The following is a 22824-nucleotide window of genomic DNA, read 5'->3' as shown; positions in this document are numbered from 1 at the left end:
CCAGCCACCCGCAGGGCTGTTTGGATGCGCTTTTTTTCCGCCATCGCCAACTCGCATCGAGGCTACCGAAAAATGACCCACCCACTCCGGATGTCCAAGCTTACCCTTGGTCTCGTGGCTGCACTCGCCGCCGCTCCCGCCTTCGCCCAGAGCACCTCCGCCGGTGTCGGCGGCCAGGTGATGTCCGCCGCAGGCCAGCCTGTCGCCGGTGCTGAAGTCACCATCACCCACACCGAGTCGGGCACCGTTTCGCGTGCCACCACCGATGCGTCGGGTCGATACAATGCGCGCGGCCTGCGCGTGGGTGGTCCGTACACCATCACCATCACCAAGCCGGGTGCTGGCACCAAGACCGAAGAAGGTGTCTACCTGAACCTGAACCAGGTCAACACCGTCAACGCCAACCTGGGCGGTGACCTGGCTGCCACCAACCTGGACGCGGTCAATGTTGTTGCCGCTGCCGTGGGCAGCGATCTGTTCAGCGCCTACAAGATGGGCACCGGCACCAACGTCAACCGCGAGACGCTGGAGTCGCTGCCGTCGGTGAACCGCAACATCCAGGACTACATCCGCCTGGATCCGCGCATCTCGCAGGTCAGCAAGGCTGACGGCGCGATCTCGGTCGGTGGCCAGAACACCCGTTACAACGCCATCCGCATCGACGGCATCGGCGCCGGCGACCCGTTCGGCCTGGAATCCAACAACCTGCCGACCGAGCGTCAGCCGGTGTCGATGGATGCGATCCAGGAAATCAACATCGATATCGCCAACTATGACACCACCATCGCCGGCGGTACCGGTGCGGTGATCAATGCGGTGACCAAGTCGGGTACCAACAACTTCGGCGGCACCGTGTACTACGCGTACCGCGACAAGGACATGGTCCGCAAGGAGCTGGACGGCGTCCGCTTCAACGGCTTCGATGACGAGAAGACCTACGGCATGACCTTCGGCGGCCCGATCGTCAAGGACAAGCTGTTCTTCTTCGCCAACTACGAGAAGATGGAGCGCTCGGCTCCGGGCGTCAGCCTGACCGATTCGCCGTACGGCAAGGGCACCATCACCGATGCCGACATCGCCCGTGCGCAGCAGATCGCCACCGGCTACGGCTTCGACGCAGGCTCGCTCAATCCCCCGGCCAACAAGACCGAGGTGGAAGAGTACGCGCTGAAGATCGACTGGAACATCAACGAGAACCACCGCGCCGCGGTGCGTTACAACAAGCTCGAGCAGAACGTCGTCCGCTTCCCGCAGATCAGCAACAGCGCGATCTCGCTGAGCACCTTCTGGTACCAGCAGCCGAAGACCTACGAATCCTGGATGGGCGAACTGTTCAGCGACTGGTCCGAGAACTTCTCGACCGAGTTCAAGATCTCGCACAAGGAATACACCTCGGTCCGTACCACCCCGTCCAGCCTGCCGCAGATCCAGGTCCGTGGTTTCGGTGCCAGCGGCAATGACTCGCTGTACTTCGGTACCGAGCAGAACTCGCATGTCAATGCGGTCGAGAGCAAGGAGCTGAGCGCCTTCGGTGCCGCCAACTGGTACATCGGCGACCACACCGTCAAGTTCGGTTTCGACTACTCCAAGAACGACCTGATGAACTACTACGGCCGCAACGTCAACGGCGCGTACGTGTTCAACAACCTGGCTGATTTCGCAGCGGGCCGCGTCAACCAGTACGTGGTGCGTGCCCCGCGCGCGGGTGGCAGCTACGACGACATCCCGGCCAATTACACCCTGAAGAACACCGGTCTGTTCATCCAGGACAGCTGGGCGGTCAACAGCAACCTGACCGTGCAGGGCGGCGTCCGCGTCGACATGCCGGACTTCAGCAACCAGCGCCTGTACAACCCGCGCATCATGGAGCTGTACGGCTACGACAACACCAAGCTGCCCGACAAGAAGCTGGTGCAGCCGCGCTTCGGCTTCAACTACACCTTCGACAGCGATCGTCCGACCCAGCTGCGTGGCGGCGTGGGCCTGTTCGGTGGCGCGGCCCCGAACGTGTGGCTGGCAGGTGCCTACCAGAACACCGGCCTGAACTACACCGAGTACACCGTTCGTAACCAGACCGGCATTTTCACCCCGAACACCAATCCGCCGTACATCCCGGCTGCAGGTGCCGGTGCTCGCCAGAACGTCGACATCGCCGCGCCGGACCTGAAACTGCCGTCGGTGTGGAAGTCGAACCTTGCCTTCGACCACGAACTGCCGTGGTACGGCATCGTCGCGTCGGCTGAGTTCCTGTACACCAAGGTCAAGAGCGGCATCTACTTCGAGCGCCTGGACCTGTACAAGAACGCTGGTGGCCCGTCGTACACCCGTATCGGCCAGGACGGTCGTGAGCTGTACTGGAACCCGCAGGGCTACGTGCCGTGCGCCGGCACCAACTGCTCGATCCGCGAAGGCGCGACCGCCGTCGGCGGTGGCACCGTGGGTGGCAAGGCCAACCGTCCGGATGACATCGGCGACGTGCTGCTGATGCGCAACACCGACAAGGGCAGCAGCCGCCAGTTCACCGTCGGCCTGAACAAGCCGCTGACCGAGAACTGGGGCTGGTCGCTGGCCTACACCTACACCGCCGCGAAGGAAGTCAGCCCGCTGACCAGCTCGCAGAACACCTCCAACTGGGGCAGCACCCTGATCGGCACCGCCAACGAGAACGTGGCCTATGATTCGCGCTACGCGATCAAGGACCGCGTGACCGGTTCGATCAACTGGAAGAAGGCGTTCTTCGGCAACTACAACACCACCGTGGGCCTGTTCTACGAAGGTCGTTCGGGTCGTCCGTTCAGCTACATCTACTACAACGACATGAACGGCGACGCCGCTGCCACCACCGGCGCCGGCTACTTCAACGACCTGTTCTACGTGCCGAACGGCCCGGGCGACGTCAAGTTCACCGGCGGCGCGACGATGGAGAAGGCCTTCTTCGACTGGCTGGCCGCCAACCCGCAGCTGGCGAAGTACCAGGGCCAGATCGCCCCGGCCAACGCCTTCCGCACCAAGTGGGTCAACAGCTTCGACCTGCACATCGCCCAGGAATTCCCGGGCTTCGTGAAGGAGCACAAGGGTGAGCTGGCGCTGGACATCATGAATGTCGGCAACCTGCTCAACAAGAAGTGGGGCCGCATCGAAGATTACGGCTTCAACTCGACCGCCCGCGTGGCCAGCTACGCAGGTATCGATCCGGCCACCGGCAAGTACATCTACAACTTCACCGGCAGCACCGATACCCCGACCATCCAGGAAAACAACAACGACAAGGGCAATACCGGCGTGTCGCGTTGGTCGATGCAGCTGACCCTGAAGTACAAGTTCTGATCCTTCAGAGCCTGATGATGTAAATGGAAACGGCCGGGGAAACCCGGCCGTTTTCCGTTCAGGCGAAAGTCCTTGCGGGCGGCTCTGCATGGGCGTAGCATCCGGAAATGTGCGCGGCGCCAATGCCGCCGAAGCGGTCCCAGGCAGGTGATCACGGGCAGCACATATCCAACGGTCGGGTTTCCCGGCCGTTTTGCTTTTTAAGGGGGCGGCAGTACAGTCGGAAACCTTGAAGGAAGCGAAAAATTGGATATGACCACGAACGAAAAAGCAGCCCGCGCGCTGCCGGTGCAGGACGCACGGATCTACCCGCGCGGTGGGCTGGATGTGCTGTCGCGGGCCGAAGTGGCGCGCCTGCGCGATGCCTCCGCCGGCGGCATGCACGAGCTGCTGCGCCGCTGCGCGCTGGCCGTGCTGACCAGCGGCAGTGCCTCTGACGATCCGCGTGCGGCGCGCGATCTGTATCCCGATTTCGACATCCAGGTGGCGCAGCAGGATCGCGGCGTGCGCATCGACCTGGTCAACGCGCCGGCGATGGCCTTCGTCGATGGCGAGATCATCCGCGGCGTTGCCGAACTGCTGTTCGCGGTGGTGCGTGACCTGGCCTACATGGCCATCGAGATGGGCCCGGCCTATGCGGCCGAGCTGGAGTCGTCCGAAGGCATCACCAATGCGGTGTTCGGCCTGCTGCGCAACGCCCGCATCCTCAACCCGGGTGATCCGAACCTGGTGGTGTGCTGGGGCGGCCACTCGATCTCGCGCGACGAATACCTGTACACCAAACAGGTGGGCTACGAGTTGGGCCTGCGCGGCCTGGACATCTGCACCGGCTGCGGCCCGGGCGCGATGAAGGGCCCGATGAAGGGCGCCACCATCGCCCACGCCAAGCAGCGCCGTACCGTGACGCGTTACATCGGCCTGACCGAGCCGGGCATCATCGCCGCCGAGTCGCCGAACCCGATCGTCAACCACCTGGTGATCATGCCGGACATCGAGAAGCGCCTGGAGGCCTTCGTCCGCATCGGCCACGGCATCATCGTGTTCGCCGGTGGCGTCGGTACCGCCGAGGAGATCCTGTACCTGCTCGGCATCCTGCTGCGCGAGGAAAACAAGGACCTGCCGTTCCCGCTGATCCTGACCGGCCCGACCGTGGCCGCGCCGTACTTCGAGCAGATCGACCGCTTCATCCGCCTGACCCTGGGCGATGAAGCCGCCGAGCGCTACGAGATCATCATCGGTGACCCGGTGGCGGTGGCGAAGAAGATGGCCAACGGCATCAAGCGCGTGCGCGAACACCGCCTGGCGCAGAAGGACTCGTTCTTCTTCAACTGGTCGATCGAGATTCCGTGGGAATACCAGCAGCCGTTCGTGCCGACCCACGAGGCGATGGCCGCGCTGGACCTGCACCACGGGCGTGCGCCACACGCGCTGGCGGCCGACCTGCGCCGGGCGTTCTCCGGCATCGTGGCCGGCAACGTGAAGGAAGACGGCATGCGCCGCATCGAGCAGTTCGGGCCGTTCCAGATCCACGGCGACACCGACATGATGCAGGCCCTGGACGCGCTGCTGCGCGCCTTCGTCGAACAGCGCCGGATGAAGATCTCCGGCGAATACCAGCCCTGCTACCAGGTGCTGGCCTGAGCCTGCGCCGGCGCGATGGGGCTCGCGCCGGGCCGGACAGGAGAGGGCGGGTCGTCAAGCCTTTGACGCCCGTCGTCCCGGATTGACCGTTCATCCTGCCGCCGCTTGCCGGTGGCAGGGCGATGGCCCATCGTGGCCATCAACACGCTGGGGAGCGTCCAATGTCTTTGCGCCGGGAAAGCGGCTTCACGTTGATCGAGCTGATGGTCACCATCGCCGTGGTGGCGATCCTGGCCGCGATCGCGTTTCCGAGCTTCCAGGGCACCCTGCGTTCCAGCCGGGTGACCTCGGGCAACAATGAAATCCTGGGCCTGCTCAGCCTGGCCCGCAGCGAGGCGATCCGCAGCAACCGCGGCGGCGGCGTGTGCGGCAGCAGCGATGGCGCCAGCTGCGACGGCAGCTGGTCTGGCGGCATGCTGGCCTTCGCCGATACCAACGGTGATGGCGAGATGTCGTCGGGCGAGACCGTCCTGCGCTTCGTCAATGGAAGCCCGAAGCTGACGGTCAGCGGGCCGTCGGAGGTGATCGCCTTCGATGGCCGTGGGCGCCGCAGGGCCAGCGCCGATCAGCAGATCCTGCTGGAGCCGGATGTCTGCAGCAAGGACGCGCTGCACAAGCGCACATTGACGGTGAACGCCTCCGGGCAGATCCGCAGCACCAAGGAAGCCTGCCCATGAAATCCCGTTCCGTCCGCGCGCGGCAGGCAGGGGGCTTCACCCTGCTGGAAGTGCTGATCGCCATCATCGTGCTGGCATTCGGCCTGCTGGGTTTCGCGCTGCTGCAGACCATGAACGTCCGCTTCGTGCAGAGCGCCAACTACCGTACCCAGGCCACCAATCTTGCCTATGACCTGACCGAGCAGATGCGCAGCAACCGCTATCAGGCGGCGTGGTATACCACCGCGTCGTTTGCCGCAGGCAGCAAGACCGCCGAGAAGGCGTGCAGTGCCGATACCGGCGACGTCGCCATTTCCGCCAAGGTCGCGCGCTGGCAGTGCCAGGTGGTGAAGGCGCTGGGTGATGACGCCGGCGCGGAAGTCACCTACAACGGCGGCAACGTGAGGGTGGCCGTCAGCTGGGGCGACCAGCGCTGGGATCCGGACGATCCGGACAAGGCCACCACCTTCGCCCTGGATACGGAGCTGTGAGCATGGCCATGAACCGTCGTGCCGCCATGACCGGCCTGTCGCTGGTTGAACTGATGGTCGCGCTGGTGATCAGCCTCGTGCTGATGCTGGGCGTGGTCCAGGTGTTCATCGCCTCGCAGACGGCCTCCCGCCTGTCCGAGGGCGCCTCCCGCGTGCAGGAGAACGCGCGTTTCGCGCTGGATTTCCTGGAGCGCGACATCCGCATGGCCGGACACATGGGCTGCGTCAACGACCAGGCCCATGTGGTGAAGAACCAGGGCGACCCGGTGTCACACCTGGGGGCAACCTCGGGCGACGGCAGTCCGCTGGATTTCAGCGTGTCCATCCAGGGCTTCGATGCGCCCGAGACGACGCCGGGCGGGAGCCTGACGCTGGGCGCGGACTGGTCGGCTCCGACCGGCCTGCCTACCGCGATCGAAGGGCTCATCCCGGCACCCGCCGGCGGCAGCGACGTGCTCGTCCTGCGCTTCTTCGCGCCGGAAGGCGTGCCGGTCACGGCCATTTCCACGGACGGCGGCAACGCGCTGCTGGACATGGACAGCACCCGCGTCGCCCGCCTGACTGGCGGTGGCGTGGGTGATCCGACCCTGTTCGGCATCGCCGACTGCGGCCACGCGGATGTGTTCGCGGGCACGTTGAGCGCCGCACGGGTCACCGCCGCCTCGCTCGACCTGTCGCGCTATGCCGCGCAGCCCACCGGGCAGACGATGCTGTATCGCGCCGAGTCGATGGTCTATTACGTGGGCATCAATCCGGAGACGAAGCAGCCGGGCCTGCGCCGCGCGCGTGCCGACAGTGATGGCGCCTACTCGATCAACGAAGAACTGGTGGAAGGCATCGAAAGCCTGCAGTTGATGTACGGCCTGGACAACACCGCCAACATCAGCCTGGACACGCCGCCGGCCGGCAACATCACGCAGTTCGCTGCGGCCGATGACGTCAGCACTGATGCCGATGCCGCGGGTGCCGCGCAATGGCTGCGCGTGGGGCAGGTGCAGGTGGGGCTGCTGGCACGCAGTCCGTCGCCGTCGTCCTCGACCCGCTCGGCCAATGCGCTGTCCGTGCTCGGCGTGGGCTTTGCCAACGGCGACAAGTCCGATGGTCATTACCGCTCCAGCTATGAAGTGTCGATTGCGCTGCGCAATCGCCTGTTCGGAAACTGACCATGACTCCTTTCCCGCGCTCCTTCCGGCCTGTCGTCGCTCCCGCCCAGCAGCGGGGTGCGGTGCTGTATGTGGCCCTGGTGATGCTCATCCTGCTGGCGCTGCTCGGAATTGCCGGCATGCAGGTGGCCGGCATGCAGGAAAAGATGGCGGCCAACTACCGGGCGGCCAACCGCGCTTTCCAGAATTCGGAAGGCGTGGTGCGGGCGGCCGAGCGTTCGGTGGAACAGATCACCAATCGCGAAAGCGTGAGCGAGGGCAGCCTGCTGCAGGCAGGGGATGTATCGCGTGTCTGCGATGACGGTTTCGATCCGGCCAGCTGGGCGGAGGACCGGCGCGACGAGACGTCGCCGGCCGTCAACGTGCGGCAGATCGACAGCTGCGTGGTCGGCGAATCGTCGCTGGACATGGGCCGACCGCTGGATGACACCACACCGATCTACCAGATCACCGGGTTCGCTACCGACGATGCCGATGCGAGCTCGTCGTCGGTGGTGATCGACACCGTATTCAAACTCTGAGGACGCAGGCCATGGCTTCGCGCAAATTCCGCTTCATGGCCGCAGGCGGCGCCGCACTGGCGCTGGGGGGAGGCTATTTCATCTACAGCCTGATGGCCGCCCAGGCCCAGGGCACGTTGGCGCAGGCGCCGCTGAACATCCAGGTGCAGACGCCGCCAGCGTTCCTGATGGCGCTGGACGATTCCGGTTCGATGCTGTGGGAAACGCTGAACAATACGCGCGACGGTGCTTATCGCTGGGATGGCAGCAGCTTCTACAACAAGGGAACAGCCAACGGATTCGATGGTTCGGGGCAGCGTTACCTGTATGTGTTTCCGAGTTATGGGCGGGATAGCAATGTGGCTATCCCGCCGTTGGATAACTTTGGATTCGCGCGTTCGCCAGATGTCAATTCATCCTATTACGATCCCCGTGAGAGCTACCCGGGCTGGAAGACGGGACTGTCTGCGCCGGCAACCTCCAATTACCTGGAGATCAAAGCGGCCAGTGCACCTCTCGATCCCCGGCCGGCCGGCGCGCCCGCCAAGATCGGTGGTGCGCTGAATCTGACGGCGGACTCGCTGTTGACCAGCATGCAGACTGGCGGCAGGGATTCGGGAAGCTGGCGATTCCGCTTCCGTTCCGGGATGAAACTGCCGGTAGGCACCCGTATCGAGCGCGGTCGGTGCAGCTTGAGCGGTGGAGCTGTGCAGGGGGAGGGAACGTTTGACAGAGTCACCCGTGAGACTTCCATCAACAGCTCAAGCTGCGACGCTGCTGTGGCTTTCTACCCGGCGACGTTCTTCCTTGAGAATCCCGCTACGCTTCCTGCGGATTACGGCTATACCGCCACACCGGTAGCTATTGCCAGTTCGCCGGGTGGCCGGCCGGGGACGCTGTACAAGTACGAGATCAAGCTTGCGAACTTCGGCAATAACCAAGCGAAGTACGACAATGCCATGCAGAGCTTCGCAAACTGGTTCAGCCTGTACCGGACTCGCCGCGAGGCGTTGATCGGCGCGGCCACCAATGCGCTGTATGACACCACCAATCTGCGAGTGGGCTGGTTCCGCATCAATGGTCGACGTCCAGTGACCATGTTCGACATGACGACCGAGTCGCAAAGGGCGAAGCTGCTCAGCGAAATCACCAGTGAAATGCGGGCCGACGACAGTACGCCCAATCGTTCTGCCGCCGACTACCTGGGCAAGCAGTTCCAGCGCACGGATGAAGGGGCTCCCGTGCTTCTGGCCTGCCAGAAGAATGCGGGCATGCTGTTCACCGATGGTTACATCAATGAAGATGGAAACACGACATTGATGAAGGACCTGGTGGCGCCCTACTACAAGGGCCCTCTGGTTCCTTCGCTTGATAACGGCTCGGTGCCAGTTCCTGCAGAGTGCAAGGGTTCCAGTCCGGACGCTTCACTGGACTGCAACAAGCAGCTGCACATGAATTTCTACGGCGTGACGCTGGGTACGCAGGGCAAGGAGTTCGGCGTCAAGTATCTGCCGGACCCGGAGCGGCCTTGGGTCCTGAGTCCCGACCCCTACGTGACAAAACCCAATTTCCCGACCACAACGCAGAACCTCAAGCCGGAGGCAGTCGACGAGCTGTGGAACGCGGTGTATGACAGCCACGGCGAAATGGTCAATGCCACGCGTCCAGGCGATATCACTGCTGCCATGCGCCGTATCATCAGCAACGTCGCCCAGGGCGCAACGCCGTCCGGTTCACGTTCGTTGACCGGTGCGCGCATTGGCGTGGGCTCGCTGTCGGTGGAGCCATTCTACGAGGCAACCAACAACGGCACGGACTGGTATGGAAAGCTGCATGCCTTCAAGCTGAAGGTTGATGCGACCACCCGCGCGATCGTTTCTGAAGAAGCGTGGGAAGCGGCCGCGCAGATGCCGGCGGCCGCATCGCGCCGCATTCGCTTCTGGCGCGATGGTGCGCTGGTGGACTTCTCCGGTGGCAATGTCAGTCTGGCCAATCTGTGCGACAAGTCGGGTGTGATGTCTCCGGGCATCCTGATCTGCAGCGCTTCGGAACTGGAAGGGCTGGCTACGGACTCGACAACGGCAGTGGCATACCTGCGCGGAGATGTCAGCCATGAGAAGCGCAACGGCGGCAAGCTGCGCGACCGCAGTACGGTGCTGGGCGACATCATCACCTCCACCCCGGCCCTGAGCTCGCCGCTGGATGACTACGGTTTCCGCCGCCTGCCAGGCTCGATGGGCACCAGTTATGCCGACTACATGGTCACCAAGCGCAATGACCACAGGTATATGGTCTATGCCGCTGCCAACGACGGCATGCTGCACGCCTTCGATGGCGGCATGGGGGCCGACGGGGAGATGGACGGTGAAGGTGGCAAGGAGCTGTTTGCGTACATTCCATCCACGTCGCTGGGCCACATGGGCAACCTGCTGCTGCCCAACGACCCCACCAACCAGAACGTCCAGCGCTTCCAGCATCGCTACTACGTCGATGGCCCGGTAACGGTCAGCGATACCTATGGCAGCAACGGCTGGACGACCTCGCTGGTAGGCACGGCCGGAGCTGGCGGGCGCAGTGTGTTCGCGCTGGATGTGTCCGATCCTGCCCAGTTCGGCGGTGCCGGCTCCCTGCTGTGGGAGATCAGCGACCTCAACGCCGCACTGGATGAAGAGGTGCGCGCCAACATCGGCCACGTGCTGGGCAAGCCGGTGATCGTGCCGATGAAGAACGCCGACGGTTCTGTGGGCTTCCGCGCGATATTTGGCAACGGCTATGAAAGCAGGAGTGGCAAGGCCGTGTTGTTCGTTGTCGACATGCTGGCCAGCAGCACGCCGACCATCCGCATGATCGAGGCGGTCGAGTCGGGTCAGAACCTGCCTGCCGGCAACAATGGCCTGGGCAATATCGTCGTGGTCGATCGCTGGGGTGGGACGAGCCAGAACGACCGGGTGCGCGACGGCCTGGCCGATACCGTCTACGCTGCTGACAAGCGGGGTGCGATCTGGAAATTCGACCTGCGCGACGATGCAGCACCGACGGCGCCGCTGTTCACCACCGATACCCACGTCGATCGCAGCGACCAGCGGACCTACCGCCAGCCGATTACCGGTGGCATGACGGTGACCACGGGGGCCTCCGGTGGTGTGATGCTGATCTTCGGCACCGGCAGCTTCTCCTACTACGGCGATGAGAACGACGCGGCGGTGCAGGCGCTGTATGGCATCAACGACACCGAAGTCGGGCAGCCCGGAACGACGCTGACCTCAGCCAACCTGCGTCCGTTCACGGCACAGTTCGACAATGGCATGCGCACCCTTTCGCCAGGGACTGTTCCGGCGCAGAGCCGTGGCTGGACTGTGACGCTGTCAGGCAAGGAGCGTGCGGTGGGTAATCCGCGCATTGTTTCGGGTGTGGTGTTCATGCCGACCTACATTCCATCAGAGTCCCAGGGCTGTTCGGTGGATGGTGCGAACTGGGTGTTCGGCCTGCAGGCCAGCAGTGGCGAGGCGGCGATGTCACAGGTGCGCTTTGGTGCTCCTGATGGCGCGTCGCCCGGCGCAGGCACGGCTGGCGTGCCCTTGAGTACGGGCGGCAACGCGCCGGTGCGGGATGTCACCACTTCGGTGGTGCCACGGCTGGCGCCGCCGGACCCGGGCAAGCCTGGAAGTCCGCCGCCGAAACCCCCGGGCGATGCCTGCATGATGCAGATTTCGGTGGCTGGCGCGGAGCCGATGTACCTGCCGTACCCCTGCGGTCGCCAGTCGTGGAGGCAGATCCAGTGATCGACGTTCCTTCTTTCCAGGCACCAGGAGCCACCGCAATGCGTACACTGTGGATGGCGGGCCGCGTGGCCCGCGGTTTCAGCCTGATCGAACTGATGATCGTGGTGGCGGTCGTGGCGATCCTTGCTGCGATCGCCTATCCGAACTACAGCGCGCATGTTCTCAAGTCGCGGCGCGCGCAGGCCAAGGCCGATCTGGTGGAGTACGCGCAGCTGGCCGAGCGCTACCACACCATCAACAACACCTATGTGGGCTTCACCTTCCCCGGCGGAGCTGAGTCCATCAACTCGCCACGCGAGGGCGGCACCGCGGCCTACACCCTGTCCATGGAGACCGGGCAGTCGACGTTCACGTTCACGGCAGCAGCGGCCAATGCGCAGACCAAGGACAAATGTGGCGACCTGACGCTCAATCAGGCCAACGTGAAGACGTCGCAGGCAACACTGTCCGACTGCTGGTGACGCGAGCGGGAAGCTGCCTGCAGGGCTGCGTGAAAGAGTGTTGCACTCTCGGTTCGAGGTGATTACAATGCGCCTCCCCGCCCGAATAGCTCAGCCGGTTAGAGCACTTGACTGTTAATCAGGGGGTCGTTGGTTCGAGTCCAACTTCGGGCGCCAAGCATTACGCATCAAAGGCTTGCGGTTATCCGCAGGCCTTTTTTGTTGTCAGCAGGGCGGGCCGTCCTGGCTGCGGGTCGAGCGGATTCTGCCGCTGTTGCTGACGATGACGCGGGCATGCTCCCGGTCGTCCGCGCAGATGCGCAGCGTCAGGTTCGCTCCGGGACTGCGGCCATCCGGCTGGAAGTAGATCTGTGGCCGGCCGCTGCTGCTGGCGGCGCTGATCCTGACGCTGGACAGGCCGGACTGGTGCAGCAGGATGGAGTCGACGGAGGAGGGGGGCTGTCGTCGCCCGTCGGTCCTGTACACGATCCAGCCCTGGCTCCAATCGTCGCCGCAGTGGTGCCCATCGGGGCTTGCGCACAGGCCGATCAGCGCACTGCGCATGATGGCCTGGTAGCGCGCGGTGGCCAGGCCGGACTGCAGGCCGAGGCGGGTGGATTCCGCACGTTGATGCAGCATCAGTTCCTGCAGGGCGGGCCAGCCGGCTGCCAGCAGGACGGCAAGGACCGCCACCACCACCAGTAGTTCGAGCAGATGCATGCCGTGCTGTGTGTCGGGGCTGGAAGCAGGAGGGAGGCGCATGCATCCAGCCTCGCTGCCTCGCAGGGACTGCACCATCAGGTAGCGCCGCGCTCGGCTGCCCGGAAACCCCTCAGCCGGCCGTCACTGCTGGCCCCGTATACTCACCTTTCCCGGGAACTGGCAACACCATGAGCGACCGTTTTGAACTCGTCTCGCCGTACTCGCCGGCGGGCGACCAGCCCGATGCCATCGCGAAGCTGACCAGCAACTTCGAAGCGGGCATCGCCAAGCAGACCCTGCTGGGCGTCACCGGCTCGGGCAAGACCTACACCATCGCCAACGTCATCCAGAACGTGCAGAAGCCGACGCTGATCATGGCGCCGAACAAGACGCTGGCGGCGCAGCTGTATGGCGAGTTCAAGGCGTTCTTCCCGCACAACGCGGTGGAGTACTTCGTCAGCTACTACGATTACTACCAGCCGGAAGCCTATGTGCCGTCGTCGGACACCTTCATCGAGAAGGACAGTTCGATCAACGAGCACATCGAGCAGATGCGCCTGGCCGCGACCAAGACCCTGCTGTCGCGCCCAGATGCGATCGTGGTGGCGACCGTATCGGCGATCTATGGCCTGGGTGCCCCCGAGGATTACCTGTCGCTGCGCCTGATCCTGTCCAAGGGCGAGCGCATCGACCAGCGCGACCTGATCAATCACCTGACCCAGCTGCAGTACACGCGCAACGAGTACGAACTGCAGCGCGGTACGTTCCGCGTGCGCGGCGAAGTGATCGATGTGTTCCCGGCCGAGTCGGACAGCGAGGCACTGCGCCTGGAGCTGTTCGATGGTGAGGTCGAGAAAATCACGTTGTTCGACCCGCTCACCGGCGAGACGCTGCGCAACATGCAGCGCTTCACCGTGTACCCGAAGACCCACTACGCGACCACCCGCGAGCGTGTGCTGGCGGCGGTGGACACCATCAAGGTCGAGTTGAAGGAGCGGCTGGAGCAGCTGTACGCGGAGAACAAGCTGGTCGAGGCGCAGCGCCTGGCCCAGCGCACCCAGTTCGACATCGAAATGATGGCCGAGGTCGGCTTCTGCAACGGCATCGAGAACTACTCGCGCCACCTCACCGGCAAGAATGCCGGCGAGCCGCCGCCGACCCTGTTCGACTACCTGCCGCCCGACGCGCTGCTGGTGATCGACGAATCGCACGTGACCATTCCGCAGATCGGCGCGATGTTCAAGGGCGATCGCTCGCGCAAGGAGACCCTGGTCGAATTCGGCTTCCGCCTGCCATCGGCGCTGGACAATCGTCCGCTGCGCTTCGAGGAGTGGGAGGAGCGCTGCCCACGTGCGATCTACGTGTCGGCTACGCCCGGCCCCTATGAATATCGTGAAGCGGGAGACGAGATCACCGAACTGGTGGTGCGCCCGACCGGCCTGATCGATCCGGTGGTGGAAATCCGTCCGGTCGGTACCCAGGTCGATGACCTGATGAGCGAGGCCAACGAGCGCATCAAGGCCGGCGACCGCGTGCTGGTCACCACGCTGACCAAGCGCATGGCGGAGAACCTCACCGAATACCTCACCGAGCATGGCATCCGCGTGCGCTACCTGCATTCGGACGTGGACACGGTCGAGCGCGTGGAGATCATCCGCGACCTGCGCCTGGGCAAGTTCGACGTGCTGGTCGGCATCAACCTGCTGCGCGAAGGCCTGGATATGCCCGAGGTGTCGCTGGTGGCGATCCTGGATGCCGACAAGGAGGGCTTCCTGCGCTCGACGGGTTCGTTGATCCAGACCATCGGCCGCGCGGCGCGCAATGTGCGCGGCAAGGCGATCCTCTATGCCGACAAGGTCACCCGGTCGATGCAGGCGGCAATCGACGAGACCGACCGCCGCCGCGCCAAGCAGGTCGAGTACAACGAGGAACACGGCATCGTGCCGCGCTCGGTGGCACGGCCGATCGTCGACGTGCTGGAAGGCGCCCGGTCCGATGCAGCGGAGAAAGAAGCCAAGAAGGGCAAGGGCAAGAGCCGGGCAGGCGTGGCAGAGGAAGGGGCCGACTACCGGTCGCTCAGCCCGGCCCAGCTGGCCACCCGGCTCAAGGCGCTGGAGCAGCAGATGTACCAGCATGCCAAGGACCTGGAGTTCGAGGATGCGGCACGCGTGCGCGACCAGATCCGGCAGCTGAAGGAAGCCAGCCTGGGCTGAACACGGCAGGCAGCCGCATCTTCACAAAAGTGTTGCGCTTCACGGCTGGCATCCGTAATATACGCGGCCTGCACCGACGCAATCGCGGAAATGCAGAAGCAAAACGGGCGGTTAGCTCAGCGGTAGAGCACTACCTTGACATGGTAGGGGTCACAGGTTCGAACCCTGTACCGCCCACCACGAAGTCCCTGCAAAGGGGCTGTCGTGAACTGCAAAGCCCGGCCCTGGCGCCGGGTTTTTACGTAGCAAGGCCAGCTTTCGGGCGGCAAGAACAAGATGGGCGGTTAGCTCAGCGGTAGAGCACTACCTTGACATGGTAGGGGTCACAGGTTCGAACCCTGTACCGCCCACCACCTGGCTCCTGGTATGACCGGTGCAGCGGTGGATCACGATGAAAGCCGGCCTTGGGCCGGCTTTTTTCGTTTGTGCTGGCAGCCTCGCCGCGCATCAGCGCTGCGCGACCCATTCGTCGATGCTGATCATGCGCTGCAGCTTCCAGTGGCCCTCGACGCGTTCCCAGACCTGCGCGTAGCGCGCCGGCCTGGACCGTTGCTGCTGGCCGTCTGCGGCCAGAGGCTGGTAGCCAACACGCAGTACGCGGTCCTGGCGCAGCCGGTACAGCTGCAGGGTGGCCGGATCCCGTGCCGCCGGAGCGCCCGCGTGCCCGGCATCGGCCTGCAGGATCTGGCGGCGCAGGGAGACATCCCCGGCATCGGCATCGCGGCCGAACAAGCCAGCGCACAACAGCAGCAGGGCAAGCATCGGCATGGCACGGTGCTCCGGAGAAGGGAGTCCAGCGTGGCACTGCCTCCTGTGCGGTGAAACCGGTATGCGACGAAAGCCGGTAAAGCGTGCGTCAAGCGGGTCCGTGGAGGATGAATCCGGGGTGGGGTGGCCAGTACCCCGTGGCCCTGCCACCGCCGCGGAGCCGGAACAGCGTCGCGGCGGTGACAGCGGGTCAGAGAGCCCGGGCTTCGGAACGGATGGGATTACAACGGATCACAGCACAGCACCTGGCCGGGCTTGCCGGAATTGCCGAACGGACAGCTCGGGTGCGGTTCGCAGCCCGGCGCGTAGCCGGCCTTGGGCGCGACGGCGAAGGCCTGGGCGGCGCCGAAGGCCATGGCCGCGACAACGACGATACCGGCGACGGACGAAAGGACTTTCTTTCCGATCATGTGTATCTCCTTGGTTGGCGTTGTGGTGTTGCAGTTGCCGAAGGCACGTGAGTGCCAGTGGTGGCGCGTGATGTAGTGATGAGGGGCTGGCGCGTGCCAGGTCAGGGCAGGGCGAGGTCCGGCGCCAACGACGTCATGGCGGCATGTACGACCTGCTCATCAAGCTGGCCGACATGCTTGTAGGCCACGCTGCCGTCGTTACCCAGCACGATCAGCATCGGCGTGACCGTTGCGCGATAGCGCTTCGATGCATCGCCTCCGCTGTCGATGGCGATCGGGAAGCGCAGATCGTGCCTGCCGGCGTAGCCGGCCAGTTCATCGTAGGGAGGAAGGCCCACGCCGATCAGTTCACTGGCGCCCCGTGCAGCGGCAATCTTCCGCACATGCGGCATCGAGGCCAGGCAGTAGCGGCAGGCCGTGGAGAAGAAATAGAGGATCTGCGGGCTGGCGCGTGGGCCACCAATCTGCACGCGGGCCTGCTGCGTGGTCGTCAGTGCAAGCGGGGCGGCGAGGCTGCCAAGTGCCAGGCCGTGCGCTTCAAGCCGCATCTCCTGCAGCTGCGAGGCCATCTGTTGGTTGATCTGCCGCAGTTGGCGGTTCTGCCATCCCAGCGCGACGATCAGCGCAGACAGCAACAGGGCCACAACAGGGAACAGGACGCGCTTGATCATCGATCATCCTTGAACGCAGCGTTGGGCCGAACATACCGGAACTGGCGCACAGGTTGTTAAGCCGATGTTCGCCACGTGCGCACGGGTGCCGCGCCTGTACTAGAGTGGCACCCGCGCAGGCATGCGCGCCTGCCTTCCCCTCATTACCAGAAGGATTTCCCGATGAGCGATCATGTCCCGGTGTCCCGGCCCAATCCAGTGCTTGAACTGCTGTTCGGCGGCAACATGCTGGAGGGCACGTTCAAGGCGGTGGTCTGGGTGGCCCTGCTGGCTGCAGTCCTGGCCTGGACGACCTTCCGCTGAGTCCTTGCGCGGCGCTGCAGCACCGGTTGCAGGCGCCGTTGCTACCCTGAGCTCAGGCGTTGAAGGCCTGGCGCAGGCTGCGCAGGGTCGCCTGGCGCTGTTCCTTCGCGATGGCCTCACCCATCTCCAGCTCCTGCAGGCGCAGCCCGACCAGGGTCATCGACAGCGCGTAGCCGCGCGCTGCATCGGCTACGCGCGAGAGTCCCAGGGCGCGCCGCGCCAACGCGTTGACGTGTTCCAGGTCGGGCATCAGGCCCAGATAGGCGCGCTCGGCGCTTTCCAGATCGGGAGCACGCAGGATCGCGTGCGCTTCAGCAGCAGGGGAGACGGAGGCCATGGGGGGTCCTTGTCCGTAGCAGGCGCTCGATCAGAACGAGCGCATCAGGGAAACGAAGGCCGACGTCTGTGTACCACGTCGTGCCATCGGGCTATCCTTCACCGCATCGCCGAACCACTGGTTGGCGACCACGCCTGTTGCACGCCACTTGGTGCCCAGCGGCGTGCTGACCGCGATCTCCAGGCTCGGCGATGTCGTGCTGCCCGGGCGGTAGGCTGCCAGGCCCGAGCGCAGTGCTTCCTCGTCGCTGATGCCGTAGTAGTAGTCCAGCAGGCGTGCGCTGGAGTGCACCACGCCCACCCGTGGCACCCAGGTGAAGCGGCCGGCCTGGATCGGATAGCTGTAATGCAGGCGCGATTCGAAGCCACCGCCATGCCCGGTGATCTCACGCATCACACCGGCCTCGACAATGCCCCAGTCGGCGCTGTATTCACCGTTGATTCCTGCCATGGCCGACATCTGCCGGCTGTGCAGGCGGCGCAGCTGCGGATCATTCACGTCGTCGGTCTTGAAGCGCAGCGTGTAGGGCGTGAGTGCCGCCGACAGCCGCAGGCCCTGGCCTTTGTACAGGTACATGCCCAGCGAGCCGGGGCTGGCGAAGAAGCGCTGGCCCTGCCAGGAAATCGCCGGTACGACCAGCGGCTTGACGTCGTAGTGCGCATACGCGCCGGACGTCGCACCTGCGGTGATGCCGGCCTGCACGCCGGGGCTGCGGTCGGCGGCATGCGTGATCAACGGCAGGCCGATGGCAGCGGAGAACAGCAGGGGGCGCAGCAGGGTCGGGGACAGCGACGGCATCGATCAGCCACTTTGCGGGGGATGGCTGTGCATGGTGCGGGCCCAACATTGTCAGAACATTGCGCCTGGGCAATCGGCATGCAATGACGCCCAAAGCAGGCGCCAGGCACTATGATCGGCACCGTTTCCGACAGCCGAGTCCCTGATGCGCATCCTTCTGGTCGAAGACGATCCTGATCTGTCCCGTGCCCTGCAATCGGGCCTGGAGCGGCAGGGCGTGGTGGCCGACGTGGTCGGCAGCCTGGCCGAGGCGGCCATCGCGCTGCGCGAACCGGTGCACCAGCTGATGTTGCTGGACCGCCAGCTTCCCGATGGCGACGGCACGGGTTTTGTCGCTACCGCGCGTGCACTGCGCCCGAACCTGGCGGTGATCATGCTGACGGCCAAGGGCACGTTGTCGGACAAGGTCGAAGGGCTGGACGTCGGTGCCGATGATTACCTGGTCAAGCCGGTGGCGATCGAGGAACTGATGGCGCGCATCCGCGCGGTGTCGCGGCGGCCTTCTGCGATGGTGACACCGAGCCTGCGGCTGGGACGGCTTGAGTTCGACTTCGAATCGCTGCAGGCACAGGTGGAAGGCCAGCCGTTGGCGCTGCCGCGCCGGCAGGTGCTGGTGCTGCAGGCGCTGGCGATGCGGCAGGGGCGCACGGTCACCCGCAGTGCGCTGGAAGCGGCGGTATACGGCTTTGACGATGAGATCCAGTCCAATGCGCTCGATGCGCACATTTCCAAGCTGCGCAAGGCGCTTCAGCAGGCCGGGGCGGGCGTGGAGATCCACGTGATCCGGGGCGTCGGCTACCTGCTGGCGGAGGCCTGAGATGGCGCGTCCGATCCGTTCCATCACGCTCGGCCTGGCCTGGCGCCTGTTCCTCGCGCAGGCATTCACCGTGCTGTTCGCGGTGGTCGCGCTGATCCTGACCTGGGGTGACAAGGACTCCTGGGGCATGGACATGTTCATGGCCGAGGCGGTGGCCAAGGCCGTGCACAGTGAGGGCGGCCGGTTGGTGCTGGATGAAGCGCGCTGGCGCAGGCTGGACGCGGATGCGGGAGGCAATCTCTGGTTCGCGGCGGTCGATGACAAGGGCATCTGGCTGGAACGCGGCACGATTCCGGCCATCCACGCGCCGTTGCTGGCGCGGTTGCCGGCGCTGGGTGCCACCGAACTCGGTTCGCTGGTGCCGCCCTACCTGGATGTGGCAAGGGTGATGATCCGCAACGAGGATGGCCGACGCATCACGGTGATGGTGGGGGGCGCACCGAAGGGCGGGCTGCTGGATGGCGCACTGATGGTGTTGCGCCTGATTGGCTTGTGGTTCTTCCTGCCGCTGATCGTGGTCACGCTGCTGGTGATGCCGACGGTGATCCACCGCGCGATGCGCGGTGTGCGGCGTTCCGCGCAGCAGGCCAAGGAGCTGGATATCGGCCAGCCGGGCGCGCGGCTGGATGCGCAGCTGGTGTCGACCGAGGTTGCGCCGCTGGTGGAAGCGTTCAACGATGCGATCGACAAGGTGCAGCAGGGCTACGCGGCGCGCGACAAGTTCCTCGCCGATGCCGCACACGAGCTGCGCGTGCCGATCGCGGTGGTGCAGGCGCGCCTGTCACAGCTGCCGCAGGGCGAACTCAAGTCGCAGCTGCTCACCGACGTCGCCCGCCTCGGCAACGTGGCCGAGCATCTGCTCGACCTGCAGCGGCTCGACCGCAATGTCGGTGCGCTGCAACGGCTGGACCTGGCGCTGCTGGTGCGCGAAGCCGCTGCCGAGCTGGCGCCGCTGGTGGTAGGGGCGGGCTATGGCTTCGAGGTGGATGCGCCGGACGCGCCGGTGTGGATCCACGGCGACAGCCTGGCGCTGGGGCGGGTGATCGCCAACCTGGTGCACAACGCCATCGTCCACGGTGGCGGGCGCGGCACCATCTGCGTGCGCCTGGATGAGCGCGGCCTGCTGGAAGTCAGCGACCAGGGCGCCGGCATTCCGGTCAATGATCGCGAGGCGATCTTCGAGCCGTTCCACCGGCTGCGCGCGGCCGGCAGTGGTAGTGGGCTGGGCCTGCATCTGGTGAAGGAGATCGTGCAGCACCACGGCGGCTCGGTCAGTGTCGGCGAAGCGGCCGGCGGCGGCGCCAGCTTCCGGGTCAATTTCCATCGCGGCACCGTTCGGCGCTGACAGCCGCGCGGGGCGTTGCCCGATAGGCAAGCCGTCGTGACCGATTGCAGGCTGCACGGATGGTTCCCGAACGATCCGCTCCACCCCTGTTCGGTGGGGGCAGTGCCACAGGGCTGGTGCTGGGCGCGCTGGCCTGCATGCAGCTGCCGGTGCTGCTGCCGCTGTGGCTGTGCGCGCCGTTGGCGGTCGCCGCTGGCGCCTGCTGGCTGGCGCGCTGGCGTGGCCGGGGCTGGGCGATGGCCGTGTTCGGGCTGGCATGGGCGACGCTGCACGGGCATTGGGCGCTGCACCGCCAGATGCCTCCCGCTGCACCGGCGCAGGATGTGCGGGTGCAGGGACGCGTGGTCGAGCTTCCACACAGCGGGCCCGGTTACACGCGTTTCGTACTGCGTGTGGACGAGGCCGGGGCGCTGCCGTCGCTGCGTGGTACGCGCCTGCAGGTGACCTGGAGCGATCCGTGGCGCGGGCCTGCAAGCGCTGGCAGCGGGGGCGGGCGCCATGCGGTTCGCGCCGGGGCGCACTGGGACCTGTCACTGCGCCTGCGGGCGCCGCGTTCACGGATCAATCCGGGCGGCTTCGATGCCGAGCGGCATGCCTTGCAGCGGGGCATTTCCGGCAATGGCACGGTCCGTGATCCGGCAAGCGCACGTGAGCGGCTGCCCGCACGGGGCCTGCAGGCCTGGCGTGAACGCAGCAGCGCCGCGATTGCCACGCAGGTGGCGCATCCGGCTGCACGGTTCGTGCAGGCGCTGGCACTGGGCGACACCCGTGGCGTGTCCGATGCCGATTGGGAGCACCTGCGCGCGCTGGGCCTGACCCATCTGGTCGCCATTTCCGGATTCCACGTGGGCGTGGTGGCTGGATTCGGTGCGCTGTTGTGCCGCGTGTCGTGGTGGTTGTGGCCAGCGCTGGGGCGGGTCCGGCCACGGCCGCAGGCCGCCGCGTGGGGCGCCGCACTGGCTGCGGCCGCCTATGCCGTTGCGGCCGGTGGCGCGCTGCCGACCGTGCGCGCGGCGCTGATGATCGGCCTGGTTGCGCTGGCCCGGGCCGGACGCCGCCCGGTTGCCGCAGGGCAGGGGCTGGCGCTGGCTGCGATGGTGATGGTGCTGCCGGCGCCGATGTCGGTCCTGTCAGCAGGGTTCTGGTTGAGCTTTGGCGGGGTGCTGTGGCTGTTGTGGTGCCTGCCGCGCACCGCGCCGGAGGGCGTTGGCGGTGGCCTGCGCGGTTTCCTGGCGGCGCAGGGAGTGGCGAGCGTGGGCCTGCTGCCCCTGTGCGTGGCCTTGTTCGGTGGCACCGCGCGGTTGGGGCCGCTGGTCAATCTGCCGATCATCCCGTGGTGGACGTTGCTGGTGGTGCCGATGTCGCTGTTGGGGACCGCTCTTCACGCCCTGCACGACGGCGCCGGAGGATGGGCATGGCGTGCCGCCGCCGGGTTGTTCGAGGTCAGCTGGCAGGCCCTGCAGCCGCTGGCGCTGCACCCGCGGGCGATGTGGTGGCTGGCCGAGGCGCCGGGCTGGGCGGTGCCGGCGGCGTTGCTGGGGGTGTTCTGGTGGCTGCTGCCGCGCGGGGCCGGCGGTGGCCTGGTGGCGCTGTTGCTGTGCCTGCCACTGCTGTGGCCGGCGCGCGGGGCACCCGCGCAGGGTGAGCTGGAACTGCTGGTGCACGATGTCGGCCAGGGCACGGCGGTGCTGGTGCGCACGGCGCGGCACGCGCTCTGGTATGACGTCGGGCCGCCGACCGGCGCCGACGGCAATGAACGGATCCTGATCCCGGCCCTGCGCGCGCTGGGCCAGGGGCCGCCCGAGCAGGTGATGCTCAGCCATGACCATCTGGACCACATCGGCAGCCTGCCCAGCCTGCGGCGTCAGCTGCCCGGGCTGCATGCGCTGGCACCGCCCGGCAGCGCGATTGCCGGGGCCAGGCCCTGCCGGCAGGGAATGCGCTGGCAGTGGGACGGTGTCGACTTCCAGGTATTGCACCCGGCGCCGGGCAGCCGGCAGGGCGGCAACGAAGACAGCTGCGTGCTGCGCATCGCCAGCCGCCACGGCGTTGTTCTGCTGCCCGGTGACATCGGCCGTTCGGCGGAGCGGGCGCTGCTGCAGGCTTGGCCGACCGCGTTGAAGGCCGACGTGGTGCTGGTGCCGCACCATGGCAGCGGCGGCAGCTCCAGCTCGGGATGGGTGGCGGCGGTGGCACCGCGGCTGGCGCTGGTTTCGGCCGGGCACCAGAACCGCTTCGGACACCCGCGCCGGGAAGTGGTCCAGCGCTGGCAGGCGCAGGGGGCCGAGGTGCTGGCGACCGCCGACGCCGGGGCGATCCGCGTATGGCTTGGTGCGCAAGGGCTGCAGCTGCGTGAACAGCGTGTCCACGCATCCCGTTGGTGGGATGCCGCTGGGCGGGCGCGGTCGGCTGCTATCCTATCGTCGATTGAACAAGCGGCCGTTGGGCCGGAGGGTTGAA

General features: G+C 65.8%; 19 protein-coding genes and 3 tRNA genes. 16 read left to right on the top strand and 6 right to left on the bottom strand.

Annotated features, from left to right (window positions below; translation table 11 throughout):
• Positions 1–72 precede the first annotated feature (72 nt).
• The 9 genes from QRO93_RS01145 to QRO93_RS01105 all read left to right on the top strand — a co-directional run bounded on the left by QRO93_RS01145 (position 73) and on the right by QRO93_RS01105 (position 12177).
• Complete coding sequence (locus QRO93_RS01145; RefSeq protein WP_053449289.1) at positions 73–3327, top strand: TonB-dependent receptor; 3255 nt, start codon at positions 73–75, stop codon at positions 3325–3327.
• 252 nt (positions 3328–3579) lie between these two features.
• A complete protein-coding gene (ppnN, locus tag QRO93_RS01140) occupies positions 3580–4968 on the top strand; it encodes a nucleotide 5'-monophosphate nucleosidase PpnN (RefSeq protein WP_006429576.1) in 1389 nt (462 codons plus the stop codon).
• 161 nt (positions 4969–5129) lie between these two features.
• Positions 5130–5645, top strand: coding sequence for a GspH/FimT family pseudopilin (locus QRO93_RS01135; protein ID WP_053449290.1), 516 nt, complete (start codon positions 5130–5132; stop codon positions 5643–5645).
• Positions 5642–6115 carry a type IV pilus modification protein PilV gene (pilV, locus tag QRO93_RS01130; RefSeq protein WP_053449291.1) on the top strand — a complete coding sequence of 158 codons (474 nt, stop codon included), beginning with the start codon at positions 5642–5644 and terminating at the stop codon, positions 6113–6115. The genes QRO93_RS01135 and pilV overlap by 4 nt, the downstream gene beginning before the upstream one ends.
• A gap of 2 nt (positions 6116–6117) precedes the next feature.
• A complete protein-coding gene (locus QRO93_RS01125) occupies positions 6118–7278 on the top strand; it encodes a PilW family protein (protein ID WP_180879814.1) in 1161 nt (386 codons plus the stop codon).
• Positions 7279–7280: 2 nt separating this feature from the next.
• A complete protein-coding gene (locus QRO93_RS01120) occupies positions 7281–7799 on the top strand; it encodes a PilX N-terminal domain-containing pilus assembly protein (protein WP_049456559.1) in 519 nt (172 codons plus the stop codon).
• Between the two features lie 11 nt (positions 7800–7810).
• The gene (locus QRO93_RS01115; protein ID WP_180879816.1) at positions 7811–11560 is read left to right on the top strand and encodes a pilus assembly protein; all 3750 of its coding nucleotides are present in this window, start codon (positions 7811–7813) and stop codon (positions 11558–11560) included.
• A 38-nt stretch (positions 11561–11598) separates the two neighbouring features.
• The gene (locus QRO93_RS01110) at positions 11599–12021 is read left to right on the top strand and encodes a type IV pilin protein (protein WP_275943023.1); all 423 of its coding nucleotides are present in this window, start codon (positions 11599–11601) and stop codon (positions 12019–12021) included.
• A gap of 79 nt (positions 12022–12100) precedes the next feature.
• Positions 12101–12177, top strand: a tRNA-Asn gene (locus QRO93_RS01105).
• Between the two features lie 48 nt (positions 12178–12225).
• Here QRO93_RS01105 and QRO93_RS01100 read toward each other — a convergent pair.
• A complete protein-coding gene (locus tag QRO93_RS01100; protein WP_258010996.1) occupies positions 12226–12762 on the bottom strand; it encodes a GspH/FimT family protein in 537 nt (178 codons plus the stop codon).
• Positions 12763–12890: 128 nt separating this feature from the next.
• Between QRO93_RS01100 and uvrB the strand changes: the two genes are divergently transcribed.
• The 3 genes from uvrB to QRO93_RS01085 all read left to right on the top strand — a co-directional run bounded on the left by uvrB (position 12891) and on the right by QRO93_RS01085 (position 15268).
• The gene (gene uvrB, locus QRO93_RS01095) at positions 12891–14915 is read left to right on the top strand and encodes an excinuclease ABC subunit UvrB (protein WP_164085853.1); all 2025 of its coding nucleotides are present in this window, start codon (positions 12891–12893) and stop codon (positions 14913–14915) included.
• A 105-nt stretch (positions 14916–15020) separates the two neighbouring features.
• Positions 15021–15095, top strand: a tRNA-Val gene (locus QRO93_RS01090).
• Between the two features lie 98 nt (positions 15096–15193).
• Positions 15194–15268 (top strand) — tRNA-Val (locus QRO93_RS01085).
• Between the two features lie 94 nt (positions 15269–15362).
• Here QRO93_RS01085 and QRO93_RS01080 read toward each other — a convergent pair.
• The 3 genes from QRO93_RS01080 to QRO93_RS01070 all read right to left on the bottom strand — a co-directional run bounded on the left by QRO93_RS01080 (position 15363) and on the right by QRO93_RS01070 (position 16764).
• Positions 15363–15683 carry a hypothetical protein gene (locus QRO93_RS01080; protein WP_053511567.1) on the bottom strand — a complete coding sequence of 107 codons (321 nt, stop codon included), beginning with the start codon at positions 15681–15683 and terminating at the stop codon, positions 15363–15365.
• Positions 15684–15904: 221 nt separating this feature from the next.
• Positions 15905–16093, bottom strand: a complete 189-nt coding sequence (locus tag QRO93_RS01075) for a hypothetical protein (RefSeq protein ID WP_164085854.1) — start codon at positions 16091–16093, stop codon at positions 15905–15907.
• A 101-nt stretch (positions 16094–16194) separates the two neighbouring features.
• Entirely contained in the window at positions 16195–16764 is a 570-nt protein-coding gene (locus QRO93_RS01070; protein WP_180879818.1) for a peroxiredoxin, read from the bottom strand.
• A 162-nt stretch (positions 16765–16926) separates the two neighbouring features.
• Between QRO93_RS01070 and QRO93_RS01065 the strand changes: the two genes are divergently transcribed.
• Complete coding sequence (locus QRO93_RS01065) at positions 16927–17067, top strand: hypothetical protein (protein WP_008268513.1); 141 nt, start codon at positions 16927–16929, stop codon at positions 17065–17067.
• A gap of 52 nt (positions 17068–17119) precedes the next feature.
• On the opposite strand, the gene QRO93_RS01060 is transcribed toward QRO93_RS01065, so the two are convergent.
• On the bottom strand, positions 17120–17404 hold the full coding sequence (locus tag QRO93_RS01060) for a hypothetical protein (protein ID WP_006429908.1): 285 nt from the start codon (positions 17402–17404) through the stop codon (positions 17120–17122).
• A gap of 30 nt (positions 17405–17434) precedes the next feature.
• Positions 17435–18202 (bottom strand): MipA/OmpV family protein, encoded by a 768-nt coding sequence (locus QRO93_RS01055; RefSeq protein ID WP_180879820.1) that lies wholly within the window; start codon positions 18200–18202, stop codon positions 17435–17437.
• Between the two features lie 145 nt (positions 18203–18347).
• Between QRO93_RS01055 and QRO93_RS01050 the strand changes: the two genes are divergently transcribed.
• Genes QRO93_RS01050 through QRO93_RS01040 form a run of 3 tightly spaced genes read left to right on the top strand, consistent with a single transcriptional unit; the run spans position 18348 to position 22823 of the window.
• Entirely contained in the window at positions 18348–19019 is a 672-nt protein-coding gene (locus QRO93_RS01050) for a response regulator transcription factor (protein WP_053449299.1), read from the top strand.
• A gap of 1 nt (position 19020) precedes the next feature.
• Positions 19021–20364, top strand: a complete 1344-nt coding sequence (locus tag QRO93_RS01045; protein ID WP_180879822.1) for a HAMP domain-containing sensor histidine kinase — start codon at positions 19021–19023, stop codon at positions 20362–20364.
• Positions 20365–20423: 59 nt separating this feature from the next.
• A complete protein-coding gene (locus QRO93_RS01040; protein WP_285303905.1) occupies positions 20424–22823 on the top strand; it encodes a DNA internalization-related competence protein ComEC/Rec2 in 2400 nt (799 codons plus the stop codon).
• Position 22824: the final 1 nt, after the last annotated feature.

Origin of the sequence: Stenotrophomonas maltophilia group sp. Smal17 (assembly GCF_030237045.1) — a bacterium.
In the GTDB taxonomy this organism is placed as follows: Bacteria; Pseudomonadota; Gammaproteobacteria; order Xanthomonadales; family Xanthomonadaceae; genus Stenotrophomonas; species Stenotrophomonas forensis.
This window is presented reverse-complemented; position numbering and strand designations above follow the sequence as displayed.

Coding starts and splice junctions, on each gene's coding strand:
- QRO93_RS01145 (WP_053449289.1), top strand. CDS start 73: ATGACCCACCCACTCCGGATGTCCAAGCTTACCCTTGGTCTCGTGGCT.
- ppnN (WP_006429576.1), top strand. CDS start 3,580: ATGACCACGAACGAAAAAGCAGCCCGCGCGCTGCCGGTGCAGGACGCA.
- QRO93_RS01135 (WP_053449290.1), top strand. CDS start 5,130: ATGTCTTTGCGCCGGGAAAGCGGCTTCACGTTGATCGAGCTGATGGTC.
- pilV (WP_053449291.1), top strand. CDS start 5,642: ATGAAATCCCGTTCCGTCCGCGCGCGGCAGGCAGGGGGCTTCACCCTG.
- QRO93_RS01125 (WP_180879814.1), top strand. CDS start 6,118: ATGGCCATGAACCGTCGTGCCGCCATGACCGGCCTGTCGCTGGTTGAA.
- QRO93_RS01120 (WP_049456559.1), top strand. CDS start 7,281: ATGACTCCTTTCCCGCGCTCCTTCCGGCCTGTCGTCGCTCCCGCCCAG.
- QRO93_RS01115 (WP_180879816.1), top strand. CDS start 7,811: ATGGCTTCGCGCAAATTCCGCTTCATGGCCGCAGGCGGCGCCGCACTG.
- QRO93_RS01110 (WP_275943023.1), top strand. CDS start 11,599: ATGCGTACACTGTGGATGGCGGGCCGCGTGGCCCGCGGTTTCAGCCTG.
- QRO93_RS01100 (WP_258010996.1), bottom strand. CDS start 12,762: ATGCGCCTCCCTCCTGCTTCCAGCCCCGACACACAGCACGGCATGCAT.
- uvrB (WP_164085853.1), top strand. CDS start 12,891: ATGAGCGACCGTTTTGAACTCGTCTCGCCGTACTCGCCGGCGGGCGAC.
- QRO93_RS01080 (WP_053511567.1), bottom strand. CDS start 15,683: ATGCCGATGCTTGCCCTGCTGCTGTTGTGCGCTGGCTTGTTCGGCCGC.
- QRO93_RS01075 (WP_164085854.1), bottom strand. CDS start 16,093: ATGATCGGAAAGAAAGTCCTTTCGTCCGTCGCCGGTATCGTCGTTGTC.
- QRO93_RS01070 (WP_180879818.1), bottom strand. CDS start 16,764: ATGATCAAGCGCGTCCTGTTCCCTGTTGTGGCCCTGTTGCTGTCTGCG.
- QRO93_RS01065 (WP_008268513.1), top strand. CDS start 16,927: ATGAGCGATCATGTCCCGGTGTCCCGGCCCAATCCAGTGCTTGAACTG.
- QRO93_RS01060 (WP_006429908.1), bottom strand. CDS start 17,404: ATGGCCTCCGTCTCCCCTGCTGCTGAAGCGCACGCGATCCTGCGTGCT.
- QRO93_RS01055 (WP_180879820.1), bottom strand. CDS start 18,202: ATGCCGTCGCTGTCCCCGACCCTGCTGCGCCCCCTGCTGTTCTCCGCT.
- QRO93_RS01050 (WP_053449299.1), top strand. CDS start 18,348: ATGCGCATCCTTCTGGTCGAAGACGATCCTGATCTGTCCCGTGCCCTG.
- QRO93_RS01045 (WP_180879822.1), top strand. CDS start 19,021: ATGGCGCGTCCGATCCGTTCCATCACGCTCGGCCTGGCCTGGCGCCTG.
- QRO93_RS01040 (WP_285303905.1), top strand. CDS start 20,424: ATGGTTCCCGAACGATCCGCTCCACCCCTGTTCGGTGGGGGCAGTGCC.